This is a genomic window from Pseudarthrobacter sp. C1, assembly GCF_034720455.1.
Taxonomy (GTDB): domain Bacteria; phylum Actinomycetota; class Actinomycetes; order Actinomycetales; family Micrococcaceae; genus Arthrobacter.
In genome coordinates this window covers 290371-306189 of the sequence record NZ_JAYESK010000003.1, presented here as the reverse complement: position 1 = coordinate 306189, position 15819 = coordinate 290371, and the positions used below count along the sequence as shown (strand labels likewise).

The window sequence follows — 15819 nt, the reverse complement described above, 5'->3', positions numbered from 1 at the left end:
CTCAGCCAAAACCATAAGTCGGTCAAACCTTAAGACCTTTCCCCTTGCAATCAGGGAAACGCCGAAACGCCCCGAAACACGTCGCACACGGCAATAATCTAGCGTCCGACTGCGTTCCTCCTGCATTCATCCGAGTTTTCCGAGCGCAACCAGATCTGCAAATTCCACGCTCTTGTGCTGGACTTCATCGAATGTACCTTCTGCCTCGATACGGCCGTGGGACAGGAAAACGACTTTGTCAGCATTCTTAACGGTCGAAAGTCGATGAGCCACAAGGATGATTGTCATGCTGCCGCTTAGAGATTCTATCGTGTCGGAGATCCTTCGCTCTGTGGCGTTATCCAATGATGATGTCGCCTCATCTAAAATTAAGATATCGGGGCGACGATAAAGTGCTCTCGCAATTCCGATCCGTTGCCTTTGTCCGCCCGATAGCCTTACTCCCCTCTCACCGAGACGGGTATCCAGACCCTCAGGCATATCGGCAATCAGCGATGTCAGTTCGGCCAAGGCTATCGCTTCGGAAAGCCGAGCGGAGTCCACTTCATCCGCGGGCTGCCCAAACGTAATGTTATTTAGCACGCTGTCGTCAAGCAGGTAGACGTCTTGGGGTACCACTCCGAGGCCCCTGTACCAGCTAGGAAGATCGTCCGTGATATTCCTTCCTCCACATCGGACGCTACCGGAGGTAGGCTCCAGGAGGCCCAGGATAATGTCGAGCAAAGTACTCTTTCCAGCACCGCTGGATCCCACAAATGCCGTGGTGCGTCCTTTCGTTAGCGTAGTAGAAATGCCGTGCAGGACATAAGACTCAGAATCGTGATATCTGTAAGTAACCGCATCCAGTTCCAAGTCTCCGGAAAAGGATTCGTCCGAGGTTCTGGCCTCGGAGTGGTAGCCGGCAGAATCGAGAGCCTCGACCTCCCTTGCTAAAATCCCAAGTCCAATGCGACCGGCACGTATTACCCCCACCGTTGCTACGACCCTGTTCAGCGTCGGCAGAAGTCTCGTAGCAGCGGCTGCGAAAACGCCTAAGATGGACAGGGCCGCTTCAGGTGTTTCAGTGGCAAAAAGGACGATTGCCATCCCGGCGATTCCCACGACGAAGCCGATTTCCAGTATGTATTTCGGCACTTCCGACACAAGAGACGACAGACGACTAGCGTATGCCCTTTCGTTCTTGGCCTTACCGAAGCGGCCAACGAACAGCTCGGCGCTGGACGAGAGGCGAGCCTCGCGAAAGCCATTTAGACCGGGCATCAAGGCCGTCCACGCATCGAGGTCAGCCTGCGCAATAGCTCGCCCGACCTGAGTGTGCCTCGCTTTCAGCGCTCGCTGAACCAACCACCCAAGAAGGCTGAAAAGAACAATTGCAAAGGTGGTCGTAAGCGGTGAGACAACGAATAGGACGAGCCCAATCGCAAGCAAGGTCAAGACATCGGCGATCACGCCGATAAGTCCAAGCACTACTTGGTTGAAGGCTTGAGCAACGGCAGACGAAATATTTCTATGGATTACTGATAACTCGCGCTGTCTATGTACCCAGAACGGCGCCAGTACATAGCGCCTCATGAGATCAGTAGCGGCTTCCGCCTCCAGTCGCGTTGCATGTCCCAGCAGCCACCATCGAAACGCTATGGTCACAAGACTCTTCAGTGCGAATGACATGCCGACAGCAATGGCCACGGTGAATATCAACGTCCTGGAGTCCTCGGTCCCTACGATCGCCGAGACTGTGCCAAGGGCTCCTTGTGTCGGATCAGCACCGGTAACAAGTTGCATCAGGGGCAACGTGGCTGCCACACCCAGCGTGTCCAACCCTGCCAATAAACAGGAGCCCAAGATGGCCGCTGCTACCCAACCTCTAACGGGTCCGTGAATGAGTGTGCGAATGACTCGTAGTTCAGATAACAAGAAGTCCCCCATTTACTTCTGCACTGGTTAGTCGAACGGAGACAATTGACCGGCATCATCCGGGCACAAGCCTATATCATCGCGCTGATCCTCACCGCTTCATATTCGCTCGCCATCTGATTGGCACTACGCAACCGTGTGGACTGTCGGGTCAGCGGCCATCACCACCCACAGCATCACATGAGATTCGCCTCCAACGTCGCCGCAGAGCCCATCGTCGAAACTATCCACAGTGTAAAAAGTTCAGGCACTAACTCGATGAGCCAGGTCAGGAAGAATAAGATACCAGCGACCAATTCTCAAGATTCAGTCTTGGCCGCTTCCGGGGAAGCCCACCCTCCCGGCAGGCTTTCAATTACATTCCACTGCGGATCTAATTGCCAAGCATTGCCATGATTATGAAAGCGAGCATGAAACCTGGGCGCCCAGATTTGGCTTTGTTCGTTTCTGTGGAGGAACCCGTTGATATATGCCCCCCAGTAGGAGAATGTTGAATTGGCGAGAACGAGCGTGTCTGCTGTGGAAAGTACGGCCAGATCTGACATTGGGGTTCGATGGTCGGGACCGAAATCTACCGAACCATAGTGTTCAAGTTGCCGTAAGTTCTCCCTGCACCACTGAGGATCATCCGAAACAATGCGCACATGCTGAAAATTAGAGAGAGCAGCGGCCTCGGATAAGGCGGATTGGACATATGATTTGATATCCATTCCATAATTTCGATGAAAACGCGGCACGCTGTAGTAGTCGCCCCTTCTCACATTTACCACAACTGAGTACCGTGGCAAACTCACGCGAGCATCCGCGAGAGCAGACTGCATCGCTTGGGACTCAAACAGACAACTACTAATAAAGCCGGATAATTCATCCTTGGTGAAGTCGACTCCAAATTCCTGACCCCAGACAATTATCCGACGATCTGTAAGTCTTACATGCTGGCGTTCCACCGTAAGGGGCGCTAATCGAGGGAATGCATCAATCCACGATCTCATCGAGTCATGCAGCAGGATTCGGGACGTTATACCCGCCTGCTGCCGCCTCCAAGCATAGAGCCACATGTACAAGTGATTACCAAAACCCAGGCCCGAAGGAACCCAATCCACTTCACCGGGCCCCCTTCTCAAGAGGCTAAGTAACCGGGACTTCAAGGTCTCGTCAAGGCTATGCATGTTTAGATCCAGCGTCTTGCTGGTCCGCGCGCGGTCCCTGCCACGTGCTCCAATGCCGGGGGTCAACATCGACAAAGGGCCCGAGAAACTTGTCCTCAAGGACTGGGTGGGGGGTCTGAGTTTCAATGAATGACCACAGTCTCTGTACATCCCGGTCAGTCAGATCTGCCAACGCCCGCCAGTGCGAACCCATATTGCCGGCAAGTGCGGCTGCCTCCAGAGCCTCCCGCCCTTGCCGTACTTTGCGCTGCAATTGCTCAACGTTCCGCCACGGATAATGAGCTACATAAAGACCGGTCCCTAGCTTTCCCGATCGTACGACTCTATGATTTCCTATCCCGAGCAGCGCGAAACGGCTGGCTCGGAAGGCCACCTTTGCCATAGGCTGCTCACTTAGGTCCATGCTACCAATAGATTTTGCTCCAGTTGGATATATGTTGTACATGGCAGCTCTAACAATGGAAAGGTCGGAATTTGTCAGAAAATCGGCAACCGTTGATTCTTCTGCAAACCACATTTCGTCGGCATCAAAGGGCACGATCCACTTCGCGCCATGATCAAAAGCTGCACGCGACAGTGCTGTCATTTTTTCGTCTTGATGATAGGCACGCAGCGAGTCCTGAACGATAAAAACCGGAAGCTCTTCCGCAAGACGTGCCAAGATACGCGGCGTGCTATCCACCGAGTTGTTATCCGCGATCAATATCGGCGAAATCCCCTGTCCTAACTGATGTCGTATGACCTCTTCTATGACGTCTTCCTCGTCGCGAACCATGGAGATGCCCCAAACCGACTCGCTTCTAAGGCTTTTGAAGTTTGAAGGAAATACGAAGTTTCGAGCCACCGTTTTCTTAATCGAACGTCTGGCTGAATTGCTGTAATGCCCTACGTAACCTCGTAGGTCAACATATGCAATGTTTCCGCGGAAGTAATTCATTGCAATTCCTCAACTTTCTTGGTAAAGCTGAACCAACACAACAATTCAGCCGCGTCCTTGACTATGAGTGGCGCCGCGGTTCCTCGCGCCAACACAGACCTTCCGTCTTCTTCTACCGCATAGCCCTGGCGGCGGAGCGTCTCAATAAGGGATCCGGGTTTCGTTGCCATGCAACTCACTCCTCTCCACCATTTCCAAATTCGATGATTTCGCGGCGGAGACGCTCACGGAAGCGCGCTTCGGAGAACTTTTCCACATGCTTTCGGATGACTTCCGGATTCCAACGGTCGGGACTGAAGGACTCTACGGCCTTGCGTATGCGGGCAGAACCGGGACTTTCTATGAATTCGCCCGTCACCCCTTCAACGATCGTATCCAGATAACCTCCGTCCCGTAGAGCAATCGTCGGCTTTCCCCAGGCCCCGGCCTCCAAGGGAGTTATGCCAAAATCCTCGTAGGAGGGTGCTATCACGGCGCAACAAAGGGAATAGGCCCATCGCATATGCGCGTCAGTCAGTCCCGAGACGATTTTTACATTCGCGGGACAGGACGCCCTTAATGGATCCGCTAAAGGTCCGGCACCGATTATCAGGAGGCGCTCGTCCAGATCACGGAACGCCTCGATCGCCTGGCCGACGTTTTTGTAGGGCAGCAGACGGGACACTAGGAGAAAGTGGCCGCCCTGTCCAACGAAGCCCTCGACGCCGGGCACGGGGGTGCGTTCGCCGCTGATGTCGACACTGTGGGGCGGATGGAAGACCTCAGCCTCAATACCGTAAACGTCCTTGAGCCGCTGCTGGACCACGGTGGAGTTTGCCACATACTTGTCCGCCCTCCTTGCGGCGCGGCCGTCCCACCAGCGGAGGAAGGGTTTCAGGGCAGTCAAGGCCCAGCCCACCGGGGACTGCCAAGCCGGGCGTCCCAGGTACTGTTCTGTCAGGTAGAGCCAACGGGCGGGCGAATGGCAGTACACGAATACCTTGCCTGGCATGTGGAAGCCGTGGGCCCAGCCGGTGCTGGACACGACGACGATGTCGGCAGGGATCCTAAGCATCGACGAAGCGTGCGGAAGCAAAGCCAGTGCCAGCCTGTGGTCACGCCGGAATAGTGGGACCCGGTTGAGGGGAGAAGTCACAATTCTGGCGGACCGGAACTCCGCGTAGGTGTCATCCGGGTGATACAGCGTCGTGTAAATCGTTGCCTCGGGAAAGGCGCTGAGCATGGCCAGTACCACGCGTTCGGCTCCACCCCGCTGGGTGAGGTAGTCATGTGCTATCGCAATTTTGGGTCTCGGCTTCGCGGACGGCACATTTGCACGCGATGCCCGGTCTATTTCGATATTCACTGGTCACCTCTCCCTGGTTCAAGCTCGTTATAGCGTGTGATCAGAAATGCGTTCTGGCGCGCTGGGGATGGACTACTCCGGCCCTCCCGGCTGATTCCACCGCCAGCGCCACAAGCTTTTCTGCGAGCGGCCTAGGAAGAATAGCGGCGGCGGCATCGATGGCTGACCCACCCACCTTGATGGTCCGCTCGTTCGTGATCATGCTGGCCGCAGCCACCAGAGCTGACCAGAGGCCTGGGCTATGCGGGACCGCGGTTAGCGGCTCAGAACCATGCTTGGCTACGAAGATCTCCCTCGCTGCCCCTGAGTGGAGGGCGCGTGTAGCCCTGATGCCTGTCGTCGTTGCCGCCACGTGGTGTGCCGTGGTCAGTGAGGGTTGGATGCGAACAGGAATACCCGTTTGCTTAAGGCGATAGCCGTAATCGACATCCTCCCAGCCGTAAGCGCGGTACCGCTCGTCATAGCCGCCCAGCCGTTCGTGAACTTCCCTCAGTACAGAGACGTTGCCGGCCCAGTACCGCCACTGCTGGTTCGGGTTGATTGCCAGGGCATCGGACCGGAAACGCTCGTCAGACGCTCGGCCGTAGACGCGTGCATATGCGGTTTCCGGGAAAACGTTACGGTACAGACCTATAACGCCTACAGGATCTCCTTGGTGCTCTGCCACGTGGTTCCGGACGTAGTCCGCGCTGGGTTCAAGGTCGTCATCAGACCGAATGAGGACCCGCCCTGACGCGGCCGCCGCCCCGGCATTCAAGGCAGCTGCCCTGCCTCGGTTCTTGGGAAAGACAATAGTCCGCAATGCCATGCCGGGATGCTCTGCAGCCAAGCGTTGGAGCGTGCCTGCGCTGTTGTCGATGTCGCCGTCCACAACGACAATCACCTCGAAGTCATTCGAGTCCTGCCGCGCCAGCGCTGAGAGCAGGACCGGCAGGCGAAGTGCCCCGCCACGGGAAGGTACAACGATGGATGCTCCCACCTGGGAATTCATGATTTTCCTCCTGAAAAGGAAGAGCTTGGTGCAATACCCCACAGTTTCAGCAGCGCTTCAAGGCGTTCCCCTCCGGCAATGGGCGAATAGCGCGACAGCCAGCGTTCATAGGCCTTTTCCGCGAAGTCGCCTTTGTTGCCATCCACCGCTCCTCTGATGGCCTCGGCCAATAGCTCCGCATCCCCTGCCGGAGCAACCCACGGGTGTTCCGGACCGGCGACTTCAGGCAGGGCTCCCGCATCACTTATGACAAACGGGATACGCGCGCACATGGCCTCTGCCACAACGAGACCGAAACTTTCCGATACCAGCGACGGGCACACCATGAGGTCGATCGAGCCAAAAAATTCCTCAGGCGCCATCCACCCTGGGCGGTCTATCAAATGATTTACGGGTAGCAACGCCTGCTCCAGCTCGCGCTGGGCGGCTTCCGAGGTAAATCGGGGTTCTCCCGCAAGCACTAGCCGGTATCTTCCAGGGGCCCGCCGGTCGAGCTTCTGCAGCGCTGCGGCAAGAACGCCCACGCCTTTTTCAAGAGAGGGCCGGCCGAGAAAGCCGAGGCGAACGGTTCCTTCCCGGGGCTGCTGGGCCACGGGGCGGACCTCTTCCACCCAGTTCTCCAGGACATGCGAGCCCGCAAGGCGCGCAGCCATCGACCGGGACGGAACAAGTGTCGCCACCGCGCGTCTTCGTGCAAGCCCCACGAGGAGGGACTGCACGCCCCGCGGCAGCTGGTGAAGATGGACAACCCGGTGGCCCATCAGGGCGGTGGCGACGGCCGGCACCAGCCCGTTGCACCACAGCAGGCCCCCCGGGTGGCTCAGCCTCCAGCGCCGCAGCGCAGCCATGTATCCGGCCCGGCCTGAGACCGGCAGCACCACTGTGCGATGACCGGCGGCGCGGGATGCATCCACGAGTGTCGACGGCACCGCGGGACCCACCACCACGACAGGGATTCCGAGCTTCGTGGCCTGCTTGGCCAGCGCCAGAAGCATCACCTCGCCACCGCCGACGTCCCCATTGTTTGTGACAAGTACTATCGGTGTCGCCTTCATGCGGCTATCCTCCACTTCCGGCGTGAGGGCGGCACCGGTGCCCTCCGCGTCCTGTTGCTCCGCGGAGACCGCGGCGATGGCTCGGCCGGGCGCCGCTGGGCTGCCACATGCTGCATCGCGAGCCCTAGCGCGATCGCCGTGGGAAGAGTCAGCAGCACCTCGCCCAGGTTCAGCGCACAGACCGCCACGCCGAGAAGGGCTGCCTCGTACCACGTGTTGCGTTGGGTGCGGGGAAGGCGGATCAGGGCAACGAAGGCCAGCCCCAGCAGCACCGTGATGATCACGAAACCCACCCACCCTGCCTCGGCACGGATCGCGAGGTAGGAGCTGTGGTAGAAAAACGTCAGACCATCTACATCGACTCGGGCAGTGCCCGCCCCGTTTCCAATCAACGGATTCCGGGCCACATCCACAACCTCCAGGGCAAAAATGCGTGCCCGCAAGGCATCGCTTCCTGCCCGGTCCGCAAAGGCACCTGTGGCGAATGAATCCTGCGGGATGGTGCTCACCCACCACATCAACAGGCCCACTGTGGTTAGCCCCAGCCAGCGCGACCCGTATCGGCCAAGGACCACCCAGACGGCCATGATCGCCACCGCAAGCATGGTGGTCCTGGATTCGGTCAAGTACACACCGCCGAGGCAAACGGCGATCAGCCCAACACGCTGCCATTTTTTGGTGAGGGCCGGGATGGCCAACGCGGCGCACACAGCAATCAGGAATCCGCCGGCATTAGGATCGCCAAAAGGACCCGTCATCCGCCCGATGTAAGAGCTGCGCGGCAGCGTAACGGCACCCCAGACGATTCCCGCCGCCAAACCTGTCGCCAGCCCCCGCCCGATCGCGACGCGGTTCAGTCGGCCTGAGGCGACTGCGAGAATTACGGCTGCGAAGAGGGAGATGTTAAGGATTCTCCGCATGTCGACATCACCGTTGAGCAGTGAGGTGAGGAAGAGCCACACTGGCACGGCAACAACCAGCGGCGCGAGGGTAACGGCCATTTTCGGGCCCCGATACGGCGCAAAAACCGCGAACAGCACTACAAGTCCCATGGCAATCGAGTTCGCCGGCACGCCAAGGCCGGGCACGTTTATGGCATCCAGGAACACCGCGGAAAACATCAGCACCACAAACGGTGCTGTTGGTGCACCTGCGGCGGTCCGGGGTTCAGCGAGTGCGGATGCCTGTTTCATGTCCGGCCTGCCTCCGCATACTTCCGGGCAATGGAGGCGGCCATGGCGGTAATGTCCGGCCACCGTGGATCTAGCTGCGGCCGCTGCTCCGCATCGGAGACCTGCCGCTTGACCGCCTCCACAATGCCGTCCACGTCCCCGGCCTCCACCAGGCACTCACGGGGCAGGATTTCCGGGTTGCCCCCAACGGGGGTCGCCACCACGCCAAGGCCCGCGTTGACAGCGTCCAGCAGGGTGTAGGAGCAGTTTTCCCAGACGGAGAGCTGTACCAGGACGTCGGCCGCGGCCATTGCTTCGCCCGCGTCGAGGAAACCCGGAAACCGGACGGCCTGCCCAATGCCGAGCTGCCCGGCAAGCTCTTGGAGTTCGCCGCGCAGGGGCCCTTCGCCTGCCACGGTCAGGGTGGCCCCGGGGAGGTCCGCATGCAGTTTCGCGAAGGCATTCAGCAGGTCCGGGAGGCGTTTTTCCGGAGAGAGCCGGGAGAGGGAAAGCACGCGCGGCCCCACCGCCGCCGGCATGAAGAAGGCGTCAGCGGATCCTCCGCCGGCGGAGCGGTCCACGCCGTTCGGTATGACAGTAATGAACTTGGCCGGGCTCCATTTCGCCTCCATGGTCCGGCGCGTCGCTTGAGAAACGGCAATAATCCCGTCGGCCCGGCGTAGGCGCAGCGCGTGCATCGCCGCCTTAGCCCGGGACTTGGCAACCGACCCGTGGTACACGAGGTCGTCGGCAGCGATCCCGTGTTCGGTGGTGACCAGCCGGGTACGCCTGTCCCCCGCCAAAGCACACGCAGCCACCACGTCCGCATAGGAGAGATGGCTGTGCACAACGGCCGGCCGCAGGGTTCGCACAGTCCGCCCCATGGTCCGCAGTGATGCGCGGAAGCCGGCCGCCGGGCCGAACGGCCCGGTGACGACGGCGGTGCCGCCTTCCCTCAGCAGGCCGGCAAGCGGGCCTTCCGGGCAGAGGACCACCAGGCGCCACCCCGGCAGCCCGGCCCTGGCGACGTCAAGGACATGACGGGCCACGCCCCCGAGGTCCGCCACAGGAACAACCCACAGCGCGGTGGGGTGCGCCGTCGTCGTTGCCGTCCCGCTCAGTACCATGCCTCGAGCCGTTCCAGAGCGGTCCAGAATGCGGCACCGTCGTTGACGTGCCCCTGCCAGATCTCGGGGATGAAACCGGCTTCAGGGCTCAGCCTGTCCAGTTGCTTTGCCAGGGACGCGAAGTCCACCTCGCCCTCGCCTACCTGCACGCCCTCGCCGTCCACGCCCGTGGCGTCAACCATGTGCAGGTGGATGGTGTGCGGGGCGAGAGCTTCAACGGCCTCGGAAAAGGGCATGCCCAGGAAGTTCGCGGCCAGCTTGGTGTGCGAGACGTCCAGGCAAAGTCTGGTGCCCGTTTGTGCCGCGAACTCGGCGGTGTCGTGTGGGTCAAGGAATAGGTTGTGGAATTGCTGTCCGCCCATAAGCCAGGGATAGGGCGGCAGGGTCTGGGCCGCAATCCGGACGCCGTCGGTGTCCAGCCGTTGCAGGGCCTGAGCCACGCGCGCGTACTTCCGTGCCCGTTCCTGCGCCGGAATGTGCCTGTCCTTGGTGAACCCGCCCATGGTCACCACCATGATGGGTTCGTCCTCCTGCTTGAACCAGCGGGTCAGCGAGCGGGTGATGTCAATGGTCCGCTGAACTTCGGCAATGGACCGCTCCCAGTGCGCGCCATCCTCCGAGGCCAGGTCAACCAGGAAGTCGCCCGCGAAAAGGTCCGGCAGGTGGGTGGTGAAGCCCATATCCAGCGGCGCCGTGAACACGGAGTCGGGGTCGATCTCCAGGTCCTTGTAGGAAAAGTGGAACTCCAGGAAGTCGGGCGAGCAGTCCTTGATCAGCGTCTCGTGGTCGTGATACCTGACCGGCAGCCCCCACGGGCGGCGGAAGTCAAAGTCTCTCCCCTTCGGTGCGTGGTCCCGGAGGTCGCCCTCGTAGAAAAAGTCCCCTTCGGCCACATCCCTTGGCGCGGTCCTGCCCAGCAGCAGCGGCAGGGCATTGGGCTGCAGGCCGCGCCCGGGGCTCTTGACGTCGACGTCGGCGCTGCCGATCACCTGCCCCTTGGCGATGGGACGGGCAGCCACGAGCGATTTGGCCAGGTTAATGCGGTTCATCATCTCGCCCGGGGAGACGGTGCGCGGCGACTTGCCGCCGATGGACTCCTCCACCTCCCGGATCCGGGTGACCATCCGGGCGAACTCTTCGGGAAGGAGGGAGACCGTGTGGTCGTTGCCTTCCATGGTGGTGTCAACCGTGAAGTGCTTCTCGATGATCCTTGCCCCGCGGGCGACGGCGGCAATGGGCACGTGGTAGCCGCGCTCATGGCCCGAGTACCCAACGATGCACTGGCCGATCTCTGCCAAGCGGTCCAGGTACGCAAGGTTCACGTCCTTGAAGGGCGCGGGGTACGTCGATTGCGTGTGCAGCAGGGCGAACGCGGCGCCTGCCGAACGCAGCAAAGCAGCGCTCTCCCGGATCTCGTCTTCCCGGGACATCCCCGTGCTGGCGATCAGCGGGACGCCGCGGTCAGCCACGTTCCGCAGGAGCTCGTGATTGGTAAGGTCCGCGGATGCGATCTTGAGCGCCGGTAGCCCGTAATCAACCAGCGACTGGGCGCTGGCAATGTCCCAGGGCGTGCAGAGCACATCAATGCCCTGGTCCCGGCAGTGGTCAAAGACCTTGAACAGGTCAGCAGCGTCCAGTGAGAACCGGGAGAGGAGATCCAGCGTGTATTGCGTGCCCAGGTCCTCGCCGGCGGAGCTGCCGCTGGACTGGCGGTAGAGCGACTTCATGTCCCGGAGCTGGAACTTCACGGCATCGGCTCCGGCCTCCTGGGCGAGGTCCACCAGCCGCTTGGCCAGATCCACCGAACCGTTGTGGTTGTTCCCGATTTCGGCGATGAGGAAGGCGGGGTGGCCTGGTCCGATGTGGTGCCGGCCGATGCGCATTTCATCAGCCCGGTCAACGGCGATGGCACGCAGGTGCCCGCGCGCGTCCACCAGGGGAAGGTGGCTGACATTGCGGGGCATCAGCACGGCCAGGTCTGCCGGGCTGGTGGTGTGGCTTGCGCTGCGGACGGCGCGGTTTGCGACGGCCAGGCAGCTGACGTTCAGTCCTTCAGCAGGGTTTTCGACGATCCACCGGCGGAAGTCGCCGTCGGACAGCGACCCTTGGAGCACGCCGTGCTCGTCCACGCAGAAGACGATGCGTTCCTGGTTAGCCGTGATCTTTTGCAGGCCGGTGAGCACAGGATCTTCGGAGAAGACGATGTATGGCAGCGTATTGCGTTCAATGATCATCTGCGGGCTTCCTTTTCTGTCCCCTGCATCTGCCTGGATCCGAGCATCTGCTGCTCCACGGTGGTGAAATCCAGTTCGGTGTCTATGTCCACGCCTTCCGCCTCCTCCATGACGAAGAGACCTATGCGTCCGCCGAGCCGGTTGGAGAACTTGCGGTAAATCTCCGTGCGGGTCAGGTAGAGGGAACCTGTTTCCCTGTACCGGTAGTCCTCCTCGGCCAGGTCCTGGCGGCGGGGCCGGCGGTCGACGGCGTATTGGGCCTTGGGCGGGTCCCCTGCCGTCCAGAGGAACGGGGTTTGGGGCACGACGCCGACCAGCGAGTCCACGCGCGAGTCAAGGAATTGCGCAACGGCGCGGTCAAGGGTGCCGGGATGGCGGATGGGCGAGGTTGCCTGCAGCAGCATGACGGCGTCCGGTTCCCTGCCCTGCGCTGTGCGGTATTCGATGGCGTGCTGCACCACGGGTTCCGTTGCTGTTTCATCCCGTGCGAGTTCCTCCGGCCGCAGGAACGGCACGTCGGCGCCGGCCTGCAGGGCCACTTCCGCGATCTCGCAGTCATCGGTGGACACCAGGACGTCCAGTCCGCAGTCCGCTGCCAGCGCCTGCTCAATGGTCCAGCTGACCAGCGGCTTGCCTGCCAAGTCGCGGATATTCTTACGGGGAATCCCCTTGGAGCCGCCGCGGACCGGAATCACACACAGGATATTCACGAAACTTCCCTCACTTGGTTGCTGATGATTGCGGCAATAGCGCGGGCCGGTTCCAGATCCGGGCGGGCGGGAGCGGGTGTCGGTTCAGTTCCCCAACGGGACATGCCGTACCGTCCCCAGAACTCCTCCAGCCAGGTGGGAGGTGAGGGATAGGTGACCCACGCGGGGATGCCACGTGCTGCGGCTTCGAGAACACCTGTAGAGAAGACGGACGCGACTGGAGCATTCAGCGCCGCGAGCGGGATTCCGGACCGGTCAATCTTCACGCCCCGCCGCTCCCAGAGGGCGTGCTGCAGCCGCGAGAGCTTGTCCGTCTCGGACGGATGGGGCCGGTATTCGGCTCCGGTTGCGGTGCAGAACTGCGTGGCGGCTCGCGCAAATCCGGAGCGCGGAAGTTCGGCGCCGTGCAACTGGCCAAGAAACACCGGGCGGCTGGCCCCGTCCGCCCGCTCGGCGCCTTGCGCCCCGGCCGTCCACAGCAGCTGCGAACCGACCACATCCCAGGTGACGTCGCCGCGTCCCGACTGCCAGAATTCGGCGTCGGCGTCACTGAACGCGAGCAGGTGCGCATCTTGCGGCAGCGGCGGGGCGTGTGGCGTCATGAGTCCGTGCTGGACAACATCGAACTTCACACCAAGCTGCCGGGACCACGCATGGGCCAAAGCGCCTGCAGGAAGGTAATGGCCCACTGCGAGGACGGCGGAAAGCTGCCGGAGCTGCCCGGGAAGCTGCATGTTCCGCACCGGTTCCTCGCGCCACGGCCCTCCCGGCAGTATCTGGCGGAGTCCGGGAAGGCCCGCCGGAGCAAGCACTGCCGCAGGCATGTCTCCCAGCGCCTTCAGCGGCTCCAAAAGTGACATGCGCTGGGTGGGGGTGTCGGCGTCGAGCGCTACCAAAACAACTGGGACGTCTCCGCGGACGGCAACGGCAAAGCCGGAATCGGGAGCCGGGCGCAGCGCTGCCCTGAGCTTCCTCAATGGATGCCGGCCATGCTGCCACTTGCGCCATTGATCAAGGTCGAGGGCAATGTTCAGTCCCACAATTCCTCCAGCACTGCAATCCGGTGCGCGAAGGTGTGCTCCGCGAGGGACCGCCGCCGCCCGGCCTCCCGGATACGTTCAGCCCAGCGCTGGTCAGACCGCGCCCTTTCGGAGTGTTCCTTCAGCTCTTCCAAAGACGAGAAGACGAGAGACTCAGTGCCGACGTCGTAGAACTCGGAAACATCGGGGCGGTCAACCAGCTGCAGGCCTCCCATTCCCGGCACCTCAAACGTCCGCATTGCCAGGCCGGACTGCAGTCCATGGATGTTGATCGCTGCCGCGGCTGCGGCCTGGACCCGGTACGCCTCGGACAGGGGGATGTCCCGTTCGGCCGGAATGTCCGGGCGTGACAACTCCCACGTGCGGAGCCGGTCAAAAGGATGATGGGACCACTGCCGGCCGTAGGCCCGGACGGGAACACCGGCCTTGACCAGGCCCGACAGCAGGGCGACGCGGTTGGGGTACTTCGACCCCACGAAGACCACTTCATCCCTGCGCTTGCCTGCCCGCTCCGCCAGGTGGGGATCAAAAGCATTCGGCAGGAACGCGGCGTTGACTCCGTCGGAACGCAATCTCGCGGCTTCCTCTCGGCTGTAGCTGGCCACGGGGCCGATCCGCCGGAGGAAATCCATGCTGAAGCGGTGGCGGGAAAGGTCATCGTAGAGCCACAGGATCCGGGGGACTGCGAGGGTGTCCACCTCGGCCCAAAACGACGGGCCCAGGATGTCACCCTTGATAACGACCAGACGGTCCGGACGTAATTCCCGGAGGACCCGCAGTGTCCGCTCCGTAAGCCACCGCTCCGCTGAGGCGCTGCCGTCCAGGCCCACCTTGGCCGGAAGCTCGTGCACCAGTTTGTTGCGAAGCTTCGCCCGCACACCGTCGAAGGCATCGTAGCGGTGGATGGTCACGTTGTAGCCGGCATCGCTGAAGGCCCGTCCGATGGATTCGTGGTACCCATGAAAAGACGGGCTGATGAGCAGGAGTTTAGGCTTCCGGGTCATCGGACGGCCTGGTCCATTGTGGGCCCGTCCAGCTGGCTGTCCTGAAGGAGGTGCCACTCTGTGCGCGCAACTTCCATCGGCCTCACCGGAGTGCCGGCCAGGCGGCGCACTGTATTGACCGCAAGATTCACCACAGTGGCGGCAGCCAGGCCTGCCCGCAGTGTCCGGGGGCTCCCCCACTTCTCTGCGTAGAGCTTCCGGGAATCCACCAGCCACTGGCGGCGCCTGGTGGAATCCGAAGACCCCCCGCCTTCATGCGTGACGGCGACCGTTCCAATGAAGACGGATGGAACACCGCGGTCACGGAGGCGGCGTTGCAGGTCAACTTCCTCCGAGTTCATGAAGAATTCTTCGTCGAAGCCGCCAACGGCCCGGAATTCGCCTGTGGGTAGCAGCATTGCGGCCCCCATGACCCAGTCAACGGGAACAACCGCGCCGTCCACGCAGCGCGTATCGTGCCCCACCATTTCGTGCAGGAGGGGTAAATGGCGCCAGCGCGCAAGCGGCGTGAGCCACTCAATGACCTGGTGCCGCACTGCGGGGAAATGCCTGCCCACCCACTGCGGCACGCCGTTATGCCCCAGGACCTGGGGACTCGCCACGGCTGGCTGCCAGGGTGCGGCGGCGCGAAGGAGATCCGCAACGAAAGTGGGACTGATCTCAAGGTCGCTGTTCAGGATGAGCAGCAGGGGGTGCTCAGCCAGGGCGGCACCCGAGTTAACCGCGGAGCCGAATCCCCCGTTCACTGGCCTGCGCACAACTGCCGCGCCTGCACTGTCAGGAAAGGGAACCGGGGAGCAGTCATCGACGACCACCAGCTGCAAAGGCCCGGCGCCTTCCTGCATTTGGAGGGCTTTGACAAGGCCAACCGCAGGCTGGGGGTCTCCATAGTGGGGAACGACGACGGTGACAGGGGTCATGGGCTCTTCACTCATGGTCCGTGCCGCTTTCGGTGGAACCGCAAAGAACAACCATCATTTCCCCCTGCTGTTTGCCCGTGTTGTGGGTCCGCCGGATGAGACGTTCCGACGTGGGATTTACCGGCCCCAACAACACCTGCACTTCCAACATACTACGGACAGAATTTTAATGACCATGCTGTTGATATTCAGTTTTAAAAG

The 15819-nt window shown here is 61.4% G+C and carries 14 protein-coding genes; all 14 read right to left on the bottom strand.

The features are described from left to right. Nucleotides 1-126: 126 nt before the first annotated feature. A complete protein-coding gene (locus U7114_RS06540; protein ID WP_323056859.1) occupies nucleotides 127-1686 on the bottom strand; it encodes an ABC transporter ATP-binding protein in 1560 nt (519 codons plus the stop codon). A gap of 527 nt (nucleotides 1687-2213) precedes the next feature. After that, nucleotides 2214-2735 (bottom strand): alpha-1,2-fucosyltransferase, encoded by a 522-nt coding sequence (locus tag U7114_RS06535; protein ID WP_323057008.1) that lies wholly within the window; start codon nucleotides 2733-2735, stop codon nucleotides 2214-2216. A 340-nt stretch (nucleotides 2736-3075) separates the two neighbouring features. After that, nucleotides 3076-4020 (bottom strand): glycosyltransferase family 2 protein, encoded by a 945-nt coding sequence (locus U7114_RS06530; protein ID WP_323056858.1) that lies wholly within the window; start codon nucleotides 4018-4020, stop codon nucleotides 3076-3078. Then, nucleotides 4017-4190, bottom strand: a complete 174-nt coding sequence (locus U7114_RS06525; protein WP_323056857.1) for a hypothetical protein — start codon at nucleotides 4188-4190, stop codon at nucleotides 4017-4019. Before U7114_RS06525 ends, U7114_RS06530 begins: the two co-directional genes overlap by 4 nt. 5 nt (nucleotides 4191-4195) lie before the next feature. Further along, complete coding sequence (locus tag U7114_RS06520) at nucleotides 4196-5365, bottom strand: glycosyltransferase (RefSeq protein WP_323056856.1); 1170 nt, start codon at nucleotides 5363-5365, stop codon at nucleotides 4196-4198. Nucleotides 5366-5405: 40 nt separating this feature from the next. Then, a complete protein-coding gene (locus tag U7114_RS06515; protein ID WP_323056855.1) occupies nucleotides 5406-6356 on the bottom strand; it encodes a glycosyltransferase family 2 protein in 951 nt (316 codons plus the stop codon). After that, nucleotides 6353-7411: a glycosyltransferase family 4 protein gene (locus tag U7114_RS06510; protein ID WP_323056854.1), complete on the bottom strand. Its 1059-nt coding sequence runs from the start codon at nucleotides 7409-7411 to the stop codon at nucleotides 6353-6355. Before U7114_RS06510 ends, U7114_RS06515 begins: the two co-directional genes overlap by 4 nt. Further along, nucleotides 7408-8604 (bottom strand): O-antigen ligase family protein, encoded by a 1197-nt coding sequence (locus U7114_RS06505; RefSeq protein WP_323056853.1) that lies wholly within the window; start codon nucleotides 8602-8604, stop codon nucleotides 7408-7410. Before U7114_RS06505 ends, U7114_RS06510 begins: the two co-directional genes overlap by 4 nt. Next, nucleotides 8601-9710 carry a glycosyltransferase family 4 protein gene (locus tag U7114_RS06500; protein WP_323056852.1) on the bottom strand — a complete coding sequence of 370 codons (1110 nt, stop codon included), beginning with the start codon at nucleotides 9708-9710 and terminating at the stop codon, nucleotides 8601-8603. Before U7114_RS06500 ends, U7114_RS06505 begins: the two co-directional genes overlap by 4 nt. Then, nucleotides 9701-11944 (bottom strand): N-acetylneuraminate synthase family protein, encoded by a 2244-nt coding sequence (locus U7114_RS06495; protein WP_323056851.1) that lies wholly within the window; start codon nucleotides 11942-11944, stop codon nucleotides 9701-9703. Before U7114_RS06495 ends, U7114_RS06500 begins: the two co-directional genes overlap by 10 nt. Further along, on the bottom strand, nucleotides 11941-12654 hold the full coding sequence (locus U7114_RS06490) for an acylneuraminate cytidylyltransferase family protein (protein WP_323056850.1): 714 nt from the start codon (nucleotides 12652-12654) through the stop codon (nucleotides 11941-11943). Before U7114_RS06490 ends, U7114_RS06495 begins: the two co-directional genes overlap by 4 nt. Next, nucleotides 12651-13694, bottom strand: coding sequence for an RNA-binding protein (locus U7114_RS06485; RefSeq protein WP_323056849.1), 1044 nt, complete (start codon nucleotides 13692-13694; stop codon nucleotides 12651-12653). The genes U7114_RS06490 and U7114_RS06485 overlap by 4 nt, the downstream gene beginning before the upstream one ends. Next, nucleotides 13685-14698 carry a CgeB family protein gene (locus U7114_RS06480; RefSeq protein ID WP_323056848.1) on the bottom strand — a complete coding sequence of 338 codons (1014 nt, stop codon included), beginning with the start codon at nucleotides 14696-14698 and terminating at the stop codon, nucleotides 13685-13687. Before U7114_RS06480 ends, U7114_RS06485 begins: the two co-directional genes overlap by 10 nt. Next, nucleotides 14695-15633: a glycosyltransferase family 2 protein gene (locus U7114_RS06475; RefSeq protein ID WP_323056847.1), complete on the bottom strand. Its 939-nt coding sequence runs from the start codon at nucleotides 15631-15633 to the stop codon at nucleotides 14695-14697. The genes U7114_RS06480 and U7114_RS06475 overlap by 4 nt, the downstream gene beginning before the upstream one ends. Nucleotides 15634-15819: the final 186 nt, after the last annotated feature.

Coding starts and splice junctions, on each gene's coding strand:
- U7114_RS06530 (WP_323056858.1), bottom strand. CDS start 4,020: ATGAATTACTTCCGCGGAAACATTGCATATGTTGACCTACGAGGTTAC.
- U7114_RS06510 (WP_323056854.1), bottom strand. CDS start 7,411: ATGAAGGCGACACCGATAGTACTTGTCACAAACAATGGGGACGTCGGC.
- U7114_RS06480 (WP_323056848.1), bottom strand. CDS start 14,698: ATGACCCGGAAGCCTAAACTCCTGCTCATCAGCCCGTCTTTTCATGGG.
- U7114_RS06500 (WP_323056852.1), bottom strand. CDS start 9,710: ATGGTACTGAGCGGGACGGCAACGACGACGGCGCACCCCACCGCGCTG.
- U7114_RS06525 (WP_323056857.1), bottom strand. CDS start 4,190: ATGGCAACGAAACCCGGATCCCTTATTGAGACGCTCCGCCGCCAGGGC.
- U7114_RS06475 (WP_323056847.1), bottom strand. CDS start 15,633: ATGAGTGAAGAGCCCATGACCCCTGTCACCGTCGTCGTTCCCCACTAT.
- U7114_RS06495 (WP_323056851.1), bottom strand. CDS start 11,944: ATGATCATTGAACGCAATACGCTGCCATACATCGTCTTCTCCGAAGAT.
- U7114_RS06505 (WP_323056853.1), bottom strand. CDS start 8,604: ATGAAACAGGCATCCGCACTCGCTGAACCCCGGACCGCCGCAGGTGCA.
- U7114_RS06535 (WP_323057008.1), bottom strand. CDS start 2,735: ATGCAGTCTGCTCTCGCGGATGCTCGCGTGAGTTTGCCACGGTACTCA.
- U7114_RS06515 (WP_323056855.1), bottom strand. CDS start 6,356: ATGAATTCCCAGGTGGGAGCATCCATCGTTGTACCTTCCCGTGGCGGG.